Annotated in this window: 23 protein-coding genes; all 23 read left to right on the top strand. The window is 55.8% G+C overall.

What is annotated here, in order from left to right; genetic code table 11:
- Positions 1-5: 5 nt before the first annotated feature.
- The 23 genes from rpsC (at position 6) to dsbD (ending at position 13,202) form a co-directional block, all read left to right on the top strand.
- Positions 6-830, top strand: coding sequence for a 30S ribosomal protein S3 (gene rpsC, locus AC1RBA_RS12370; protein WP_034753199.1), 825 nt, complete (start codon positions 6-8; stop codon positions 828-830).
- A 2-nt stretch (positions 831-832) separates the two neighbouring features.
- Complete coding sequence (gene rplP, locus AC1RBA_RS12365) at positions 833-1,252, top strand: 50S ribosomal protein L16 (RefSeq protein WP_034753201.1); 420 nt, start codon at positions 833-835, stop codon at positions 1,250-1,252.
- 12 nt (positions 1,253-1,264) lie between these two features.
- The gene (gene rpmC, locus AC1RBA_RS12360; protein WP_010394412.1) at positions 1,265-1,456 is read left to right on the top strand and encodes a 50S ribosomal protein L29; all 192 of its coding nucleotides are present in this window, start codon (positions 1,265-1,267) and stop codon (positions 1,454-1,456) included.
- A complete protein-coding gene (gene rpsQ / locus AC1RBA_RS12355) occupies positions 1,453-1,725 on the top strand; it encodes a 30S ribosomal protein S17 (protein ID WP_010394415.1) in 273 nt (90 codons plus the stop codon). Before rpmC ends, rpsQ begins: the two co-directional genes overlap by 4 nt.
- A 253-nt stretch (positions 1,726-1,978) precedes the next feature.
- The gene (rplN, locus tag AC1RBA_RS12350; protein WP_008444317.1) at positions 1,979-2,347 is read left to right on the top strand and encodes a 50S ribosomal protein L14; all 369 of its coding nucleotides are present in this window, start codon (positions 1,979-1,981) and stop codon (positions 2,345-2,347) included.
- A 9-nt stretch (positions 2,348-2,356) separates the two neighbouring features.
- Positions 2,357-2,671: a 50S ribosomal protein L24 gene (gene rplX / locus AC1RBA_RS12345; protein WP_034753204.1), complete on the top strand. Its 315-nt coding sequence runs from the start codon at positions 2,357-2,359 to the stop codon at positions 2,669-2,671.
- Positions 2,672-2,677: 6 nt separating this feature from the next.
- Positions 2,678-3,217 (top strand): 50S ribosomal protein L5, encoded by a 540-nt coding sequence (rplE, locus tag AC1RBA_RS12340; RefSeq protein WP_010394421.1) that lies wholly within the window; start codon positions 2,678-2,680, stop codon positions 3,215-3,217.
- 2 nt (positions 3,218-3,219) lie between these two features.
- Positions 3,220-3,525, top strand: coding sequence for a 30S ribosomal protein S14 (rpsN, locus tag AC1RBA_RS12335; RefSeq protein WP_010394423.1), 306 nt, complete (start codon positions 3,220-3,222; stop codon positions 3,523-3,525).
- Between the two features lie 14 nt (positions 3,526-3,539).
- A complete protein-coding gene (gene rpsH, locus AC1RBA_RS12330; protein ID WP_034753208.1) occupies positions 3,540-3,935 on the top strand; it encodes a 30S ribosomal protein S8 in 396 nt (131 codons plus the stop codon).
- Positions 3,936-3,945: 10 nt separating this feature from the next.
- Entirely contained in the window at positions 3,946-4,479 is a 534-nt protein-coding gene (gene rplF / locus AC1RBA_RS12325; protein WP_065310145.1) for a 50S ribosomal protein L6, read from the top strand.
- A 13-nt stretch (positions 4,480-4,492) separates the two neighbouring features.
- Positions 4,493-4,855, top strand: coding sequence for a 50S ribosomal protein L18 (rplR, locus tag AC1RBA_RS12320; protein ID WP_010394431.1), 363 nt, complete (start codon positions 4,493-4,495; stop codon positions 4,853-4,855).
- Positions 4,856-4,864: 9 nt separating this feature from the next.
- Positions 4,865-5,383 carry a 30S ribosomal protein S5 gene (gene rpsE, locus AC1RBA_RS12315; RefSeq protein ID WP_010394433.1) on the top strand — a complete coding sequence of 173 codons (519 nt, stop codon included), beginning with the start codon at positions 4,865-4,867 and terminating at the stop codon, positions 5,381-5,383.
- Positions 5,384-5,393: 10 nt separating this feature from the next.
- On the top strand, positions 5,394-5,573 hold the full coding sequence (rpmD, locus tag AC1RBA_RS12310; protein ID WP_010394435.1) for a 50S ribosomal protein L30: 180 nt from the start codon (positions 5,394-5,396) through the stop codon (positions 5,571-5,573).
- Between the two features lie 30 nt (positions 5,574-5,603).
- Entirely contained in the window at positions 5,604-6,035 is a 432-nt protein-coding gene (rplO, locus tag AC1RBA_RS12305) for a 50S ribosomal protein L15 (RefSeq protein WP_034753211.1), read from the top strand.
- Between the two features lie 32 nt (positions 6,036-6,067).
- The gene (gene secY, locus AC1RBA_RS12300; protein WP_010394438.1) at positions 6,068-7,402 is read left to right on the top strand and encodes a preprotein translocase subunit SecY; all 1,335 of its coding nucleotides are present in this window, start codon (positions 6,068-6,070) and stop codon (positions 7,400-7,402) included.
- 18 nt (positions 7,403-7,420) lie between these two features.
- Positions 7,421-7,639, top strand: a complete 219-nt coding sequence (infA, locus tag AC1RBA_RS12295) for a translation initiation factor IF-1 (protein ID WP_005663428.1) — start codon at positions 7,421-7,423, stop codon at positions 7,637-7,639.
- Positions 7,640-7,681: 42 nt separating this feature from the next.
- Positions 7,682-7,795, top strand: coding sequence for a 50S ribosomal protein L36 (gene rpmJ, locus AC1RBA_RS12290; protein ID WP_010394471.1), 114 nt, complete (start codon positions 7,682-7,684; stop codon positions 7,793-7,795).
- 14 nt (positions 7,796-7,809) lie between these two features.
- Complete coding sequence (gene rpsM / locus AC1RBA_RS12285) at positions 7,810-8,175, top strand: 30S ribosomal protein S13 (protein ID WP_046681666.1); 366 nt, start codon at positions 7,810-7,812, stop codon at positions 8,173-8,175.
- A 17-nt stretch (positions 8,176-8,192) separates the two neighbouring features.
- Positions 8,193-8,597 (top strand): 30S ribosomal protein S11, encoded by a 405-nt coding sequence (rpsK, locus tag AC1RBA_RS12280; protein ID WP_010394475.1) that lies wholly within the window; start codon positions 8,193-8,195, stop codon positions 8,595-8,597.
- 258 nt (positions 8,598-8,855) lie between these two features.
- Entirely contained in the window at positions 8,856-9,479 is a 624-nt protein-coding gene (gene rpsD, locus AC1RBA_RS12275; RefSeq protein WP_010394478.1) for a 30S ribosomal protein S4, read from the top strand.
- 111 nt (positions 9,480-9,590) lie between these two features.
- Positions 9,591-10,568: a DNA-directed RNA polymerase subunit alpha gene (locus AC1RBA_RS12270; protein WP_008444343.1), complete on the top strand. Its 978-nt coding sequence runs from the start codon at positions 9,591-9,593 to the stop codon at positions 10,566-10,568.
- 133 nt (positions 10,569-10,701) lie between these two features.
- Positions 10,702-11,094 carry a 50S ribosomal protein L17 gene (rplQ, locus tag AC1RBA_RS12265; protein WP_034753219.1) on the top strand — a complete coding sequence of 131 codons (393 nt, stop codon included), beginning with the start codon at positions 10,702-10,704 and terminating at the stop codon, positions 11,092-11,094.
- 158 nt (positions 11,095-11,252) lie between these two features.
- Positions 11,253-13,202, top strand: coding sequence for a protein-disulfide reductase DsbD (dsbD, locus tag AC1RBA_RS12260; RefSeq protein WP_492418424.1), 1,950 nt, complete (start codon positions 11,253-11,255; stop codon positions 13,200-13,202).
- The last annotated feature ends 73 nt before the right edge of the window (positions 13,203-13,275 follow it).

The following is a 13,275-nucleotide window of genomic DNA, read 5'->3' as shown; positions in this document are numbered from 1 at the left end:
CCACGATGGGTCAGAAAATTCATCCAACCGGTTTCCGTCTGGCGGTCACCCGTAACTGGGCTTCGCGCTGGTATGCAGGCAACGGTAATTTCGCTGCCATGCTGAACGAAGACTTGAAAGCACGTGCTTACCTGAAAAAGAAACTGAAGAACGCTTCCGTTGGCCGCATCGTTATCGAGCGCCCAGCCAAGAACGCGCGCTTCACGATCTACAGCTCGCGTCCAGGCGTGGTCATTGGTAAAAAAGGCGAAGACATCGAAGTACTGAAGTCCGCGCTGACCAAGATCATGGGCGTGCCTGTTCACGTGAACATCGAAGAAATTCGCAAGCCAGAAATCGACTCGCAACTGATCGCCGATTCGATCGCTCAGCAGCTGGAAAAACGGATCATGTTCCGCCGCGCCATGAAGCGTGCAATGCAAAATGCAATGCGCCTGGGTGCTCTCGGTATCAAGATCATGTCGTCCGGCCGTCTGAACGGTATCGAAATCGCGCGTAAAGAGTGGTACCGCGAAGGCCGCGTGCCTCTGCATACCCTGCGCGCCGATATCGACTACGGTACCAGCGAAGCGTCGACCACCTACGGCATCATCGGTGTCAAGGTGTGGGTATACAAAGGTGACCGCGCGCCTAACGGCGATGCACCAGTCATCGATACCCCAGCTGACGAGAAGAAAAGCCGCGGCCCACGCCGTGACGATGGCAAGCCAGCTGGCCGTCCACGTCCAGCCGGTGCCGGTGCGAAACCATCCACAGCACCAGGTGCACGTGTGCGTACCGCCGCTAAACCGGCCGCCGCAGCAGCACCAGCTGAGAAAGCAGGAGAATAATCATGCTGCAACCAGCACGCAGAAAGTATCGTAAAGAGCAGAAAGGCCGTAACACCGGTATTTCGCACAGCCGCGGCACCGCCGTGTCGTTTGGCGAATTCGGTCTGAAGGCAGTTGCGCGCGGTCGTATCACTGCGCGTCAAATTGAAGCGGCGCGTCGTGCAATGACGCGTCACATCAAGCGCGGTGGCCGTATCTGGATCCGTATTTTCCCGGACAAACCGATTTCGAACAAACCGGCTGAAGTCCGTATGGGTAACGGTAAAGGTAATCCTGAGTACTACGTCGCTGAAATTCAGCCAGGCAAAGTACTGTACGAAATGGATGGCGTTGATGAGGCGCTGGCACGGGAAGCATTCCGTCTTGCCGCCGCTAAACTGCCACTGGCGACGACGTTTGTCATCCGCCAAGTCGGCCAATAATTGGAGTTGTATATGAAAGCATCTGAACTCCGCGGCAAGGACCAGCCAGCTCTGCAAAAAGAGCTGAATGACCTGTTGAAGGCACAGTTCGGCCTGCGCATGCAAATCGCTACGCAGCAGCTGAGCAACACTTCGCAGCTCAAGAAGGTACGCCGCGATATCGCGCGTGTGAAGACGGTAATGAATCTGAAGGAAGCCAAATGAACGAACCAGTGAAACAGTCGCTCAAGCGCACGCTGATCGGTAAAGTGGTTTCGGACAAGATGGACAAGACCGTTACCGTTCTGATCGAGCGCCACGTAAAACATCCTTTGTATGGCAAGATCATCATGCGCTCGAACAAGTATCACGCGCATGACGAGACCAACCAAGTCAAGGCCGGTGACACGGTCGAGATCCAGGAAGGTCGCCCGATCTCCAAAACGAAGGCATGGACGGTGACACGTGTGGTTCAAGCCGCACCAACCGTTTAAATAAAAACCACCGTTTCGGCGGTGGCTTTTAATTAGTACTTGCAGGCCCGCAAATTGTATGTAATACTTGCGGGCTTCGTTCATGTAACGCCGCAAAGTGTCTGGCCACAGACAGTAGCATTCGCGGTCAGTTGATGTATGAAGGTCATGCACCCAAACAGTGAAGCCCAGCAGGGCGGCTCTGGCGGGACCAAGACTGACCGTGGGTCTACATTGTGTGGATTCTTCGGCTTAAGTTGGGAAAGAGAATACTATGATTCAAACTGAAAGCCGGCTCGAAGTGGCTGACAATACCGGTGCCAAAGAAGTAATGTGCATCAAGGTATTGGGCGGCTCCAAGCGCCGTTATGCTGGCATTGGCGATGTGATCAAGGTAACCGTTAAGGTTGCTGCGCCACGTGGCCGTGTCAAAAAAGGTGAAATTTATAACGCCGTGGTTGTGCGCACCGCTAAAGGTGTTCGCCGCCAAGACGGTTCCCTGGTGAAGTTCGACGGCAACGCCGCCGTTCTGTTGAACGCCAAGCTGGAACCGATCGGTACCCGTATTTTTGGACCTGTCACGCGCGAACTGCGCACTGAGAAGTTCATGAAAATCGTGTCCCTGGCACCGGAAGTCCTGTAAGGAGTCGTAATGGATAAGATTCGTAAAAACGACGAAGTCATCGTTCTGACCGGGAAAGACAAGGGCAAACGTGGTGTGGTACAGCAGCGTATCGATGCTGAACATATCGTGGTTGACGGCATTAACATCGCTAAAAAAGCGACTAAGCCAAACCCGATGACTGGCGTAACTGGTGGTATCGTCGATAAGACCATGCCAATTCACGTGTCCAACGTTGCATTGTTTAATGCAGCGACTGGCAAGGCAGATCGCGTGGGTTTCAAAGAAGTGGACGGCAAGAAAGTTCGCATCTTTAAATCCTCCGGCGAAGTAGTGAAGGCTTAAGAAATCATGGCACGTCTCCAAGAATTCTATAAAGAAAAAGTCGTTGCCGACCTGACCAGCAAGTTTGGTTACAAGTCGGTAATGGAAGTTCCACGCCTGACCAAGATCACCCTGAACATGGGTGTTGGTGAGGCTATCGCGGATAAAAAAGTTCTCGAGCACGCAGTTGCTGACTTGACCAAGATCGCCGGCCAGAAGCCAGTGACCACCAAGTCCCGCAAAGCGATCGCAGGCTTCAAAATCCGTGAAGGTTACCCGATCGGTACGATGGTCACCCTGCGCGGCGCTCGCATGTACGAGTTCCTGGATCGCTTCATTACCGTGGCTCTGCCGCGCGTACGCGATTTCCGTGGTGTGAACGGCCGTGCATTTGATGGTCGTGGCAACTACAACATCGGTGTCAAGGAACAGATCATTTTCCCTGAAATCGAATACGACAAGATTGACGCGTTGCGCGGTATGAATATCAGCATCACGACAACCGCTAAGACCGATGACGAAGCCAAAGCTTTGCTCGCCGCCTTTAAATTCCCTTTCAGGAACTGATCATGGCCAAACTGTCACTGATTAATCGTGAGATCAAGCGTGCTGACCTGGTGGCGAAATTCGCCCCTAAGCGCGAAGCTCTCAAGGCCATCGTCGATGACCAATCGAAATCGGAAGAAGAGCGCTACGAAGCTCGCCTGAAATTGCAGGCGCTGCCACGTAACTCGAACCCGACGCGTCAACGTAACCGTTGCGCCATCACTGGTCGTCCGCGCGGCACATTCCGTAAATTCGGTCTGGGTCGTATCAAGCTCCGTGAATTCGCCATGCGTGGTGAAATTCCGGGTATGACAAAAGCAAGCTGGTAATAGGAGAATATGCAATGAGTATGAGCGATCCTATCGCCGATATGCTGACCCGCATTCGCAATGCACAAGGCGTGCAAAAGACGACCGTGGCCATGCCATCGTCGAAAGTCAAAATTGCGATTGCCAGCGTCCTGAAGGACGAGGGTTACATTGAAGATTTCGCTGTTGCCGAAGCTGGTGGCAAAGCGGAACTGAAAATCGGTTTGAAGTATTATGTTGGCCGTCCCGTCATTGAGCGCTTGGAGCGCGTGTCCCGTCCGGGTCTGCGCGTCTACAAGGGTAAAGACGAGATCCCTGTTGTGATGAATGGCTTGGGTGTGGCGATCGTGTCGACTCCGCAAGGCGTCATGACTGACCGCAAAGCACGCGCTACCGGTGTCGGCGGCGAAGTTATTTGCTACGTGGCTTAAGGAGTTACACATGTCTCGAGTAGCTAAAATGCCTATCGTAGTGCCAGCTGGCGCCGAAGTCGCCATCTCCGCACAAGCGATCACCGTAAAAGGCCCGCTGGGCGTACTTTCCCAGGCCCTCACCGGCCAGGTCAAAGTGGAAAACAATGCAGGAACCCTGAGTTTCGACGTGGCGAACGACAGCCGCGAAGCCAATGCCATGTCCGGCACGCTGCGCGCACTGGTCAACAACATGGTTGTTGGCGTCACCAAGGGTTTCGAGAAAAAGCTGAACCTGGTAGGCGTGGGTTACAAGGCGCAAGCTCAAGGCGACAAGTTGAATCTGTCCCTGGGTTTCTCGCACCCTGTAGTGCATGACATGCCAGCTGGCGTTACCTGCGCAACACCAACCCCGACCGAGATCCTGATTAAAGGTATCGACCGTCAACAGGTTGGCCAGGTAGCCGCTGAAGTTCGTGCTTACCGCTCCCCTGAGCCTTACAAGGGCAAGGGCGTTCGCTATGCGGACGAAGTGGTTAAGCTTAAAGAAACCAAGAAGAAGTAATTAGGGGCTGACGATGGATAAGAAAGAATCACGGCTTCGCCGCGGACGCCAAACCCGCATCAAGATTGCGGAATTGAAAGTAAATCGCTTGTCGGTGCACCGCACCAACCTGCACATTTACGCCAACCTGATCAGCCCGGACGCTAAAGTCCTGGTTTCGGCCTCGACGGCTGAAGCGGAAGTTCGCGCTGAACTGGCAGGCCAATCCGGCAAAGGCGGCAATGCCGCTGCTGCAGCCTTGATCGGCAAGCGCGTCGCTGAAAAAGCGTTGAAAGCAGGGATTACCGAAGTTGCGTTTGACCGCTCCGGTTTCCGTTACCACGGCCGTGTGAAAGCGTTGGCAGAAGCCGCACGCGAAGCCGGTCTGAAGTTCTAAGGATCAATCATGGCAAAAATGCAAGCAAAAATGCAAAGCGACAAGCCGGATGATGGCATGCGCGAAAAAATGATCGCGATCAACCGCGTGACCAAAGTGGTCAAGGGTGGTCGTATCATGGGTTTCGCCGCGCTGACCGTAGTTGGTGATGGCGATGGCCGCGTCGGCATGGGCAAGGGCAAATCGAAAGAAGTGCCAGTTGGCGTGCAGAAGGCGATGGAAGAAGCCCGTCGCAACCTGATCAAAGTACCGCTCAAAAACGGCACCTTGCATCACACGGTTGTTGGTCGTCACGGCGCCTCCAAGGTCCTGATGAACCCGGCTAAGCCTGGTACTGGCGTTATCGCTGGTGGCGCAATGCGCGCTATCTTCGAAGTGATGGGCGTGACGGACGTGGTGGCGAAATCCACCGGTTCGAACAACCCATACAACCTGGTACGCGCTACGCTGGACGGCCTGTCGAAAATGAGCACTGCTTCCGATATCGCTGCCAAACGCGGCAAGTCGGTCGAAGACATTCTGGCTTAAGGTGGACAAAATGACAAACACAGTCAAAGTGCAATTGGTCAAGGGCTTGATCGGTACGCGCGAATCGCATCGCGCTACCGTGCGCGGTCTGGGTCTGCGTCGTGTAAATTCGGTTTCCGAATTGCAAGACACCCCATCCGTACGCGGCATGATCAATAAAGTATCGTATCTCGTTAAAGTTGTCGGGTAAGCCTTCGGGCTTACACGAACGGAGCAAATCATGGAATTGAATACTATTGCACCAGCCGAAGGCGCTAAGCACTACAAGCGTCGCGTCGGTCGCGGTATCGGCTCCGGCCTGGGTAAAACCTCGGGTCGTGGTCACAAAGGTCAGAAATCGCGTTCGGGCGGCTTTCATAAAGTCGGTTTCGAAGGCGGTCAGATGCCTCTGCAACGCCGTCTGCCTAAGCGCGGTTTCAAATCGATGCACGCAACCTTCAAAGCTGAAGTGCGCCTGTCCGATCTGAACAACCTGGCTGTTGGCGATGTCGACATTCTGGTCTTGAAGCAAGCTGGCGTTCTGGGCGTGTTGGCCCGTGACGTGCGCGTGATCTTGTCCGGCGAAATCACCAAAGCGGTGAATTTGAAGGGCTTGAAAGTGTCCGCTGGCGCGAAAGCCGCCATCGAAGCAGCCGGCGGCTCGGTAGCCTGAGTTGACCGCTAACAGCTTGATCGGAGCGAAAATTGGCGACTAATCCACAACTTGCTAAAAGTGCAGCGGCCGGTTTCCCTTGGGGACGGCTCTGGTTTTTGCTTGGCGCATTGGTGGTTTATCGTATCGGTGCTCACGTCCCGGTTCCCGGGATTGACCCGACACAATTAGCCTCGCTGTTCAAGGAGCACGAAGGCGGCGTCCTGGGCATGTTCAACATGTTCTCGGGCGGTGCCTTGTCTCGTTTTACAGTGTTTGCGCTGGGTATCATGCCTTATATCTCGGCCTCGATCATCATGCAATTGCTGTCGATCGTGTCACCGCAGATGGAAGCGTTGAAAAAAGAAGGCGAAGCAGGTCGTCGCAAGATCACCCAGTACACCCGGTATTTCACGGTTGCCCTGGCACTGTTCCAAGCGTTAGGCATTGCAGTCGCACTGGAGTCGCAAGCTGGTCTGGTGTTGGAACCTGGTCTTGCATTCCGCTTCGTGACGGTCGTCACTTTGTTGACCGGAACAATGTTTTTGATGTGGTTGGGTGAGCAAATTACCGAGCGTGGCTTGGGGAATGGCATCTCGATCATCATTTTTGCCGGGATTGCAGCAGGTCTGCCGTCGGCGTTGGGTGGCTTGTTCACTCAGGTGTCGAATGGTTCGATCGGCAGCTTCAGCGCGATTTTCATCGTGATCCTGGTAGCACTGGTAACGTACTTCGTTGTATTCGTCGAACGTGGTCAGCGCAAAATATTGGTCAATTACGCGAAGCGCCAGGTAGGCAACAAGATTTATGGCGGTCAAACCAGCCATTTGCCGTTGAAGCTGAACATGGCCGGCGTGATCCCGCCGATCTTTGCTTCTTCGATCATCTTGTTCCCGGCCACTATCGTGGACTGGTTTTCAAAGGGCGCCGACAACGCTAACCCTGCGGTGCGGTTCTTGAAAGATTTGGCAGCATCGATGGGGCCTGGTGAGCCTATCCATGCGCTGTTGTACGCAGTGGCGATCGTGTTTTTCTGTTTCTTCTATACAGCGCTGGTATTTAACAGCAAGGAAACAGCGGATAACTTGAAGAAAAGCGGTGCGTTCATTCCCGGGATCCGTCCAGGCGAGCAGACAGCCCGTTACATCGACAAGATCCTGACACGCTTGACACTTGCCGGCGCAGTCTACATCACCCTGGTGTGTTTATTGCCGGAATTTATGCAAGCCCAGTGGAAAGTACCATTCTATTTCGGCGGTACTTCTTTATTGATTATTGTAGTTGTCACCATGGATTTCATGGCGCAAGTACAGAACTACGTGATGTCGCAGCAATATGATTCGCTGCTGCGCAAAGCAAATTTCAAGGGCGGAATTCCGACGCGTTAAGCGCGGTAAACATACCGAATGGCAAAAGACGACGTCATACAGATGCAGGGCGAGATTCTTGAGAATCTCCCAAATGCAACATTTCGAGTGAAGCTGGAGAACGGACACGTGGTGCTCGGGCATATTTCAGGTAAAATGCGGATGAACTATATTCGCATTCTCCCTGGAGACAAGGTGACGGTGGAGTTGACGCCGTACGACCTGAGCCGAGCCCGCATTGTGTTCCGTACCAAGTAACACACTGAATCAAACCAAAGAAGCGAAAGAAAGAGCCCCAAAATGAAAGTTCTCGCATCAGTCAAGCGGATCTGCCGCAACTGCAAGATCATCAAGCGCAAAGGCGTAGTCCGCGTAATCTGCGTGGAACCACGTCACAAGCAGCGTCAAGGTTAATCGAGGAATAACAAATGGCACGTATTGCAGGGGTTAATATCCCAAATCATCAGCATACCGTTATCGGCCTGACGGCCATCTACGGTGTGGGCCGTCCACGCGCAGAGAAAATCTGTGCATCGACCGGTGTAGCAACCAACAAAAAGATCAAAGATCTGGATGACAGCGAACTGGAAAAGCTGCGCGATGAAGTAGGTAAATTCATCGTCGAAGGCGATCTGCGTCGTGAACTGTCCATGAACATCAAGCGTTTGATGGATCTGGGTTGCTACCGCGGCATGCGTCATCGTAAGGGTCTGCCTTGCCGTGGCCAGCGTACGCGTACGAACGCACGTACCCGCAAGGGACCGCGTAAAGCCGCTCAATCGCTGAAAAAATAATCCGCTAGGGAATAATTATGGCTAAGTCGCAAAATAACGCCGCATCAGCACGCGTGCGTAAAAAAGTTAAAAAGAACGTCGCTGAAGGCATCGCGCATGTCCACGCATCGTTCAATAACACCATCATTACCATCACCGATCGTCAAGGCAATGCCTTGTCGTGGGCTACCTCCGGCGGTGCAGGCTTCAAGGGTTCGCGTAAATCGACCCCGTTCGCAGCGCAGGTCGCCGCGGAAGCCGCTGGTAAAGTGGCTGTTGAGTGTGGCGTCAAGAACCTGGAAGTACGTATCAAGGGCCCAGGTCCTGGTCGTGAATCCGCCGTTCGCGCGCTGAACAACCTGGGCATCAAGATCACCGAGATCCAGGACGTGACGCCGGTACCGCACAACGGTTGCCGTCCACCGAAACGTCGTCGTATCTAAGATAGTGTTGCAGAGGGCGCTTCGGCGCCAGCTGCTTTGCTGTCTGTTGTAACTCAGTACAGTTGTGTGAAAACGCTGGAGCAGGGAGCCGGAAACGGTTATACTGCCCGGCTGTTCTTGCCTGTCAAATTCTGTTTGACGGGTTTTTCGTTTTCAGCCACCGTCTGATTGAAACCAAATCAGACTAGCGCCTAACCGCATCAGTGTGTTTGATCATGCATGTGGCTGGGGCGTTATCATTTAAAAAAAGGAAGTATCGTGGCACGTTATATCGGACCTAAAGCAAAACTTTCCCGCCGTGAAGGTACAGACCTGTTCCTGAAGAGCGCCCGCCGCTCGCTGGACAGCAAGTGCAAACTGGACGTCAAGCCAGGCCAGCACGGTGTCAAATCCGGCGCCCGCACCTCGGACTACGGTAACCAACTGCGCGAAAAGCAAAAAGTCAAGCGCATGTACGGCGTGCTGGAACGTCAATTCCGCCGCTACTTCGCTGAAGCAGACCGTCGTAAAGGCAACACCGGCGAAACGCTGTTGAAGTTGCTGGAAACGCGTCTGGACAACGTTTGCTACCGCATGGGCTTTGGCTCGACCCGCGCTGAAGCGCGTCAATTGGTCAGCCACAAAGCGTTCACCGTGAACGGTATCGTTGTGAACATCGCTTCGTACGCAGTCAAAGTTGGCGACATCGTTGCTGTTCGTGAAAAATCGAAAAAGCAAGTGCGTATCGTTGAAGCACTGTCGCTGGCTGAACAAGTTGGTATGCCTAGCTGGGTTTCGGTTGATGCCAAGAAAATGGAAGGTACCTTCAAGTCCCTGCCAGAGCGTAACGAAATCGCTAACGACGTCAACGAATCGCTGATCGTCGAGCTGTACTCGCGTTAATAGTAGTCAGTAGCAAGATCTCCGCCCACTTTGCTTTTGTAAAGTGGGCGTTTCACTAATGCCATCAGCCTTATCGGTGTAATGAGCCGAGGGTATTGAAAAGGACATTTCATGCAAAACAGTTTGTTGAAGCCACGTATTATCGATGTTGAAGCTCTCGGTGCAGGTCACGCCAAGGTCGTGATGGAACCGTTCGAGCGCGGCTATGGCCACACATTGGGTAACGCGTTGCGCCGCGTTCTGCTGTCGTCGATGGTAGGCTACGCGCCGACCGAAGTGACGATCGCTGGCGTCGTCCACGAATATTCCTCCCTCGATGGCGTGCAAGAAGACGTCGTCGATCTGTTGCTGAACTTGAAGGGTGTGGTTTTCAAAGTCCACAACCGCGATTCGGTAACCCTGACCCTGAAAAAAGAAGGCGAAGGCGCGATCCTGGCCTCCGACATCGACCTGCCGCATGACGTCGAACTGATCAACCCTGACCACGTGATCGCCCACCTGACCGCTGGTGGCAAGCTGGACATGCAGATCAAGGTTGAAAAAGGCCGCGGCTACGTTCCTGGTAACGTGCGTCGCCTGTCGGAAGACACGAACAAGACCATCGGCCGCATCATTCTCGATGCATCGTTCTCGCCAGTGCGCCGTGTATCGTACTTCGTTGAATCGGCCCGCGTTGAACAGCGTACCGACCTGGACAAGCTGATCATCAACATCGAAACCAACGGCGTGATCTCGCCGGAAGAAGCGATCCGCCAGTCGGCCCGCGTCCTGGTGGACCAGTTGAATGTGTTCGCTGCCCTGGAAGGCACGGAAGCTGCCGCCGAAGCGCCATCGCGCGCTCCGCTGGTCGATCCTATCCTGTTGCGTCCAGTCGACGACCTGGAGTTGACCGTGCGTTCGGCAAACTGCCTGAAAGCGGAAAACATCTACTACATCGGCGACCTTATCCAACGTTCGGAAAACGAACTGCTGAAAACGCCAAATCTGGGCCGCAAGTCCCTGAACGAAATCAAGGAAGTGCTGGCATCGCGCGGCTTGACCTTGGGCATGAAGCTGGAAAACTGGCCGCCTGCCGGCCTGGAAAAGTAATTCGTAGTTGTAGCAAACTGCCTGGGACAGGTGTCCCAGGCTTTTATTTTGTAGTACCAAACCGGCCCGCGATGAAGCTTCTGCCTCATTGATCGAAGAGCTGGAATTTAAACACTCACCGAAAGGATTTATCATGCGTCACGGTCACGGCCTCCGTAAACTGAATCGTACCTCGTCCCACCGTCTGGCAATGCTGCGCAACATGACAGTATCGCTGCTGCGTCACGAAGCGATCAAAACCACCCTGCCAAAAGCAAAAGAACTGCGCCGCGTTGTCGAGCCAATTCTGACCCTGGGCAAAACCGACTCCCTGGCAAACAAGCGTCTGGCCTTCAACCGCCTGCGCGACCGTGAAATGGTCGTCAAACTGTTCGCTGAACTGGGCCCACGTTTCGCCAACCGTAACGGTGGTTATGTGCGTATCCTGAAAATGGGCTTCCGCGTCGGCGATAACGCTCCTATGGCGTTCGTTGAACTGATGGATCGTCCAGATACGACCGAAGCAGTTGAAGTTGCTGGCGAGTAATCCCAGTAATTGCATCTGAGAAAGCCAGGCCTAGCCTGGCTTTTTTGTTTTCTGCTGCAGCTATCCTTTCAGCGGTGTACTATTCTTCTTTCGCGCCGGCCCGGCACAAGCGCTGCCTGCTCCGCGCGTCCTCTGTCGAATGGTCGAAAAGGTAGTTCATGTCCCGTTTCCCCTCCAGCGCCTCCGCGCGCGCCGCTCCATTACATCAATTGCTGATCTGGCTTGCCGCCTGTTTACTGCTGGCCATGGCCGTCTTCGGCGCCAGTCATGCCCGCGCTGACGATGAGTTCCTCGATCCGGAACTGGCGTTCAAGTTTTCCGCCCGCATGCAGGATCCGTCCACCATCGCCGTCACCTACGTGATCGCCGACGGCTACTATATGTACCACGAGCGCTTCAAGTTCGAGGCCGTGGGCGCCAAGCTGGGCACGCCCGTGTATCCGGCTGGCAAGGTCAAGTTTGACGACACCTTCCAGAAGAATGTGGAAACCTTCCGCAAGACCCTGACCATCACCATTCCCGTTGTGGCGGCCGGCGCGTTCACCTTGAAAGCGACAGGCCAGGGCTGCTCCGACAAGGGCCTGTGCTATGCGCCGCAGGATGCGACAGCCCAGCTGGTGGGCGGGGGCGGCGGCCAGAGCGTGGCGCCCGGCGCCGGCCTGCCGTCGAAATTCGCCTTGCCCGCCGCGCCGGCAGTCGACACGGCTGCCATCAACGGTCCGCAGGCGCAGGCGTCGCCCGGCGTGTCCGTGCTGAGCATTCCCCAGGCCGATATTATCAGCACGCCAGAGCCGGTAGCGGCGGCGCCCGTGGCGGCAAGCGCCGCGCCCGCGCAAAGCGAGATGGGCAAGATCGAGGCGGCCCTGAAGGGCGGCAAGCTGCTCGTCATCGTGCCCCTGTTCATGCTGCTGGGCCTGGGGCTGGCGTTTACGCCGTGCGTGCTGCCGATGGTGCCGATTTTGTCGTCGATCATCATCGGCGATGGCGCCAAGGTCAGCCGCTCACGCGGCTTGCTGCTGTCGCTGACCTACGCGCTGGGCATGGCCATCGTCTACACGGCGCTGGGCGTGGCGGCTGGCCTGGCGGGCGAAGGCCTGGCGGCGCAACTGCAAAACCCGTGGGTGCTGGGCTTCTTTGCCTTGCTGATGGCGGGCCTGGCCTTGTCGATGTTCGGTTTTTATGAGCTGCAAGTGCCGGCTTTCCTGCAAGGCAAGCTGACGAGCGTATCGAACCAGCAATCGTCGGGCCGCCTGGCGGGCGTGTTCGTCATGGGCGCCATTTCCGCGCTGATCGTGGGGCCCTGCGTGGCCGCGCCGCTGGCCGGCGCCTTGCTGTACATCAGCCAGACGCGCGACGTCGTCATCGGCGGCAGCGCCCTGTTTGCCATGGCCGTGGGCATGAGCGTGCCGCTGCTGCTGGTGGGTGTGTCGGCCGGCACCTTGCTGCCGCGCGCCGGCGCGTGGATGGGTGCCGTCAAACGCTTCTTTGGCGTGCTGCAGCTGGGCGTGGCCTGGTGGCTGGTCTCGCCCGTGCTGCCGGGTGCCGTGCAAATGCTGGGCTGGACGGTCTTGTTCGTCGGCTACGGCATGTATCTGCTGGTGGGCAAGAGCGGCGCGCAACACGCCTGGGTGGCCAAGGCCTTCGGCCTCGTGTTTGCCGTGCTGGGCGCGATGCAGCTGGTCGGCGTGGCCAGCGGTGGCCGCGATCCGCTGGCGCCGCTGGCACACCTCGGCGGTGGCCAGGTGCACGCACAACCGTTTACGCGGGTAAAGACCGTGGCGCAGCTCGATGCGGCACTGGCGCAGTTGGGTGGCAAGCCGGCTTTGCTGGACTTTTATGCGGACTGGTGCGTGTCGTGCATCGAGATGGAAAAGCTGACCTTCGTCGACCCCGCCGTGCGCGCGAAGATGGGGCAAGCCGTGCTGCTGCAGGTGGACGTGACGGCCAATGACGCGGACGACAAGGCCATGCTGAAACGTTTTCAGCTGTTCGGCCCGCCGGGCATCATCATGTTCAACCCGCAGGGGCAGGAAATCGCCCAGTCGCGCGTGATCGGCTTCCAGAACGCTGCCACCTTCCTGACTTCGTTGCGCAAGCTCGAGCAGTAGGAGGGGCAGGTCGGGTAGGTCGGGTTAGCCCGTCAGGGCGTAACCCGACGCCACCGCATACGTCAACCATGTT

This window comes from Janthinobacterium sp. GW823-FHT03B06, assembly GCF_058796955.1.
Note: the sequence above shows the minus strand (reverse complement) of the source record. Positions and strands in the feature narration are given on the sequence as shown.

What these genes read in the sequence shown, in the direction of transcription:
- rpsC (WP_034753199.1), top strand. Translation starts at nt 6, where the DNA reads ATGGGTCAGAAAATTCATCCAACCGGTTTCCGTCTGGCGGTCACCCGT.
- rplP (WP_034753201.1), top strand. Translation starts at nt 833, where the DNA reads ATGCTGCAACCAGCACGCAGAAAGTATCGTAAAGAGCAGAAAGGCCGT.
- rpmC (WP_010394412.1), top strand. Translation starts at nt 1,265, where the DNA reads ATGAAAGCATCTGAACTCCGCGGCAAGGACCAGCCAGCTCTGCAAAAA.
- rpsQ (WP_010394415.1), top strand. Translation starts at nt 1,453, where the DNA reads ATGAACGAACCAGTGAAACAGTCGCTCAAGCGCACGCTGATCGGTAAA.
- rplN (WP_008444317.1), top strand. Translation starts at nt 1,979, where the DNA reads ATGATTCAAACTGAAAGCCGGCTCGAAGTGGCTGACAATACCGGTGCC.
- rplX (WP_034753204.1), top strand. Translation starts at nt 2,357, where the DNA reads ATGGATAAGATTCGTAAAAACGACGAAGTCATCGTTCTGACCGGGAAA.
- rplE (WP_010394421.1), top strand. Translation starts at nt 2,678, where the DNA reads ATGGCACGTCTCCAAGAATTCTATAAAGAAAAAGTCGTTGCCGACCTG.
- rpsN (WP_010394423.1), top strand. Translation starts at nt 3,220, where the DNA reads ATGGCCAAACTGTCACTGATTAATCGTGAGATCAAGCGTGCTGACCTG.
- rpsH (WP_034753208.1), top strand. Translation starts at nt 3,540, where the DNA reads ATGAGTATGAGCGATCCTATCGCCGATATGCTGACCCGCATTCGCAAT.
- rplF (WP_065310145.1), top strand. Translation starts at nt 3,946, where the DNA reads ATGTCTCGAGTAGCTAAAATGCCTATCGTAGTGCCAGCTGGCGCCGAA.
- rplR (WP_010394431.1), top strand. Translation starts at nt 4,493, where the DNA reads ATGGATAAGAAAGAATCACGGCTTCGCCGCGGACGCCAAACCCGCATC.
- rpsE (WP_010394433.1), top strand. Translation starts at nt 4,865, where the DNA reads ATGGCAAAAATGCAAGCAAAAATGCAAAGCGACAAGCCGGATGATGGC.
- rpmD (WP_010394435.1), top strand. Translation starts at nt 5,394, where the DNA reads ATGACAAACACAGTCAAAGTGCAATTGGTCAAGGGCTTGATCGGTACG.
- rplO (WP_034753211.1), top strand. Translation starts at nt 5,604, where the DNA reads ATGGAATTGAATACTATTGCACCAGCCGAAGGCGCTAAGCACTACAAG.
- infA (WP_005663428.1), top strand. Translation starts at nt 7,421, where the DNA reads ATGGCAAAAGACGACGTCATACAGATGCAGGGCGAGATTCTTGAGAAT.
- rpmJ (WP_010394471.1), top strand. Translation starts at nt 7,682, where the DNA reads ATGAAAGTTCTCGCATCAGTCAAGCGGATCTGCCGCAACTGCAAGATC.
- rpsM (WP_046681666.1), top strand. Translation starts at nt 7,810, where the DNA reads ATGGCACGTATTGCAGGGGTTAATATCCCAAATCATCAGCATACCGTT.
- rpsK (WP_010394475.1), top strand. Translation starts at nt 8,193, where the DNA reads ATGGCTAAGTCGCAAAATAACGCCGCATCAGCACGCGTGCGTAAAAAA.
- AC1RBA_RS12270 (WP_008444343.1), top strand. Translation starts at nt 9,591, where the DNA reads ATGCAAAACAGTTTGTTGAAGCCACGTATTATCGATGTTGAAGCTCTC.
- rplQ (WP_034753219.1), top strand. Translation starts at nt 10,702, where the DNA reads ATGCGTCACGGTCACGGCCTCCGTAAACTGAATCGTACCTCGTCCCAC.
- dsbD (WP_492418424.1), top strand. Translation starts at nt 11,253, where the DNA reads ATGTCCCGTTTCCCCTCCAGCGCCTCCGCGCGCGCCGCTCCATTACAT.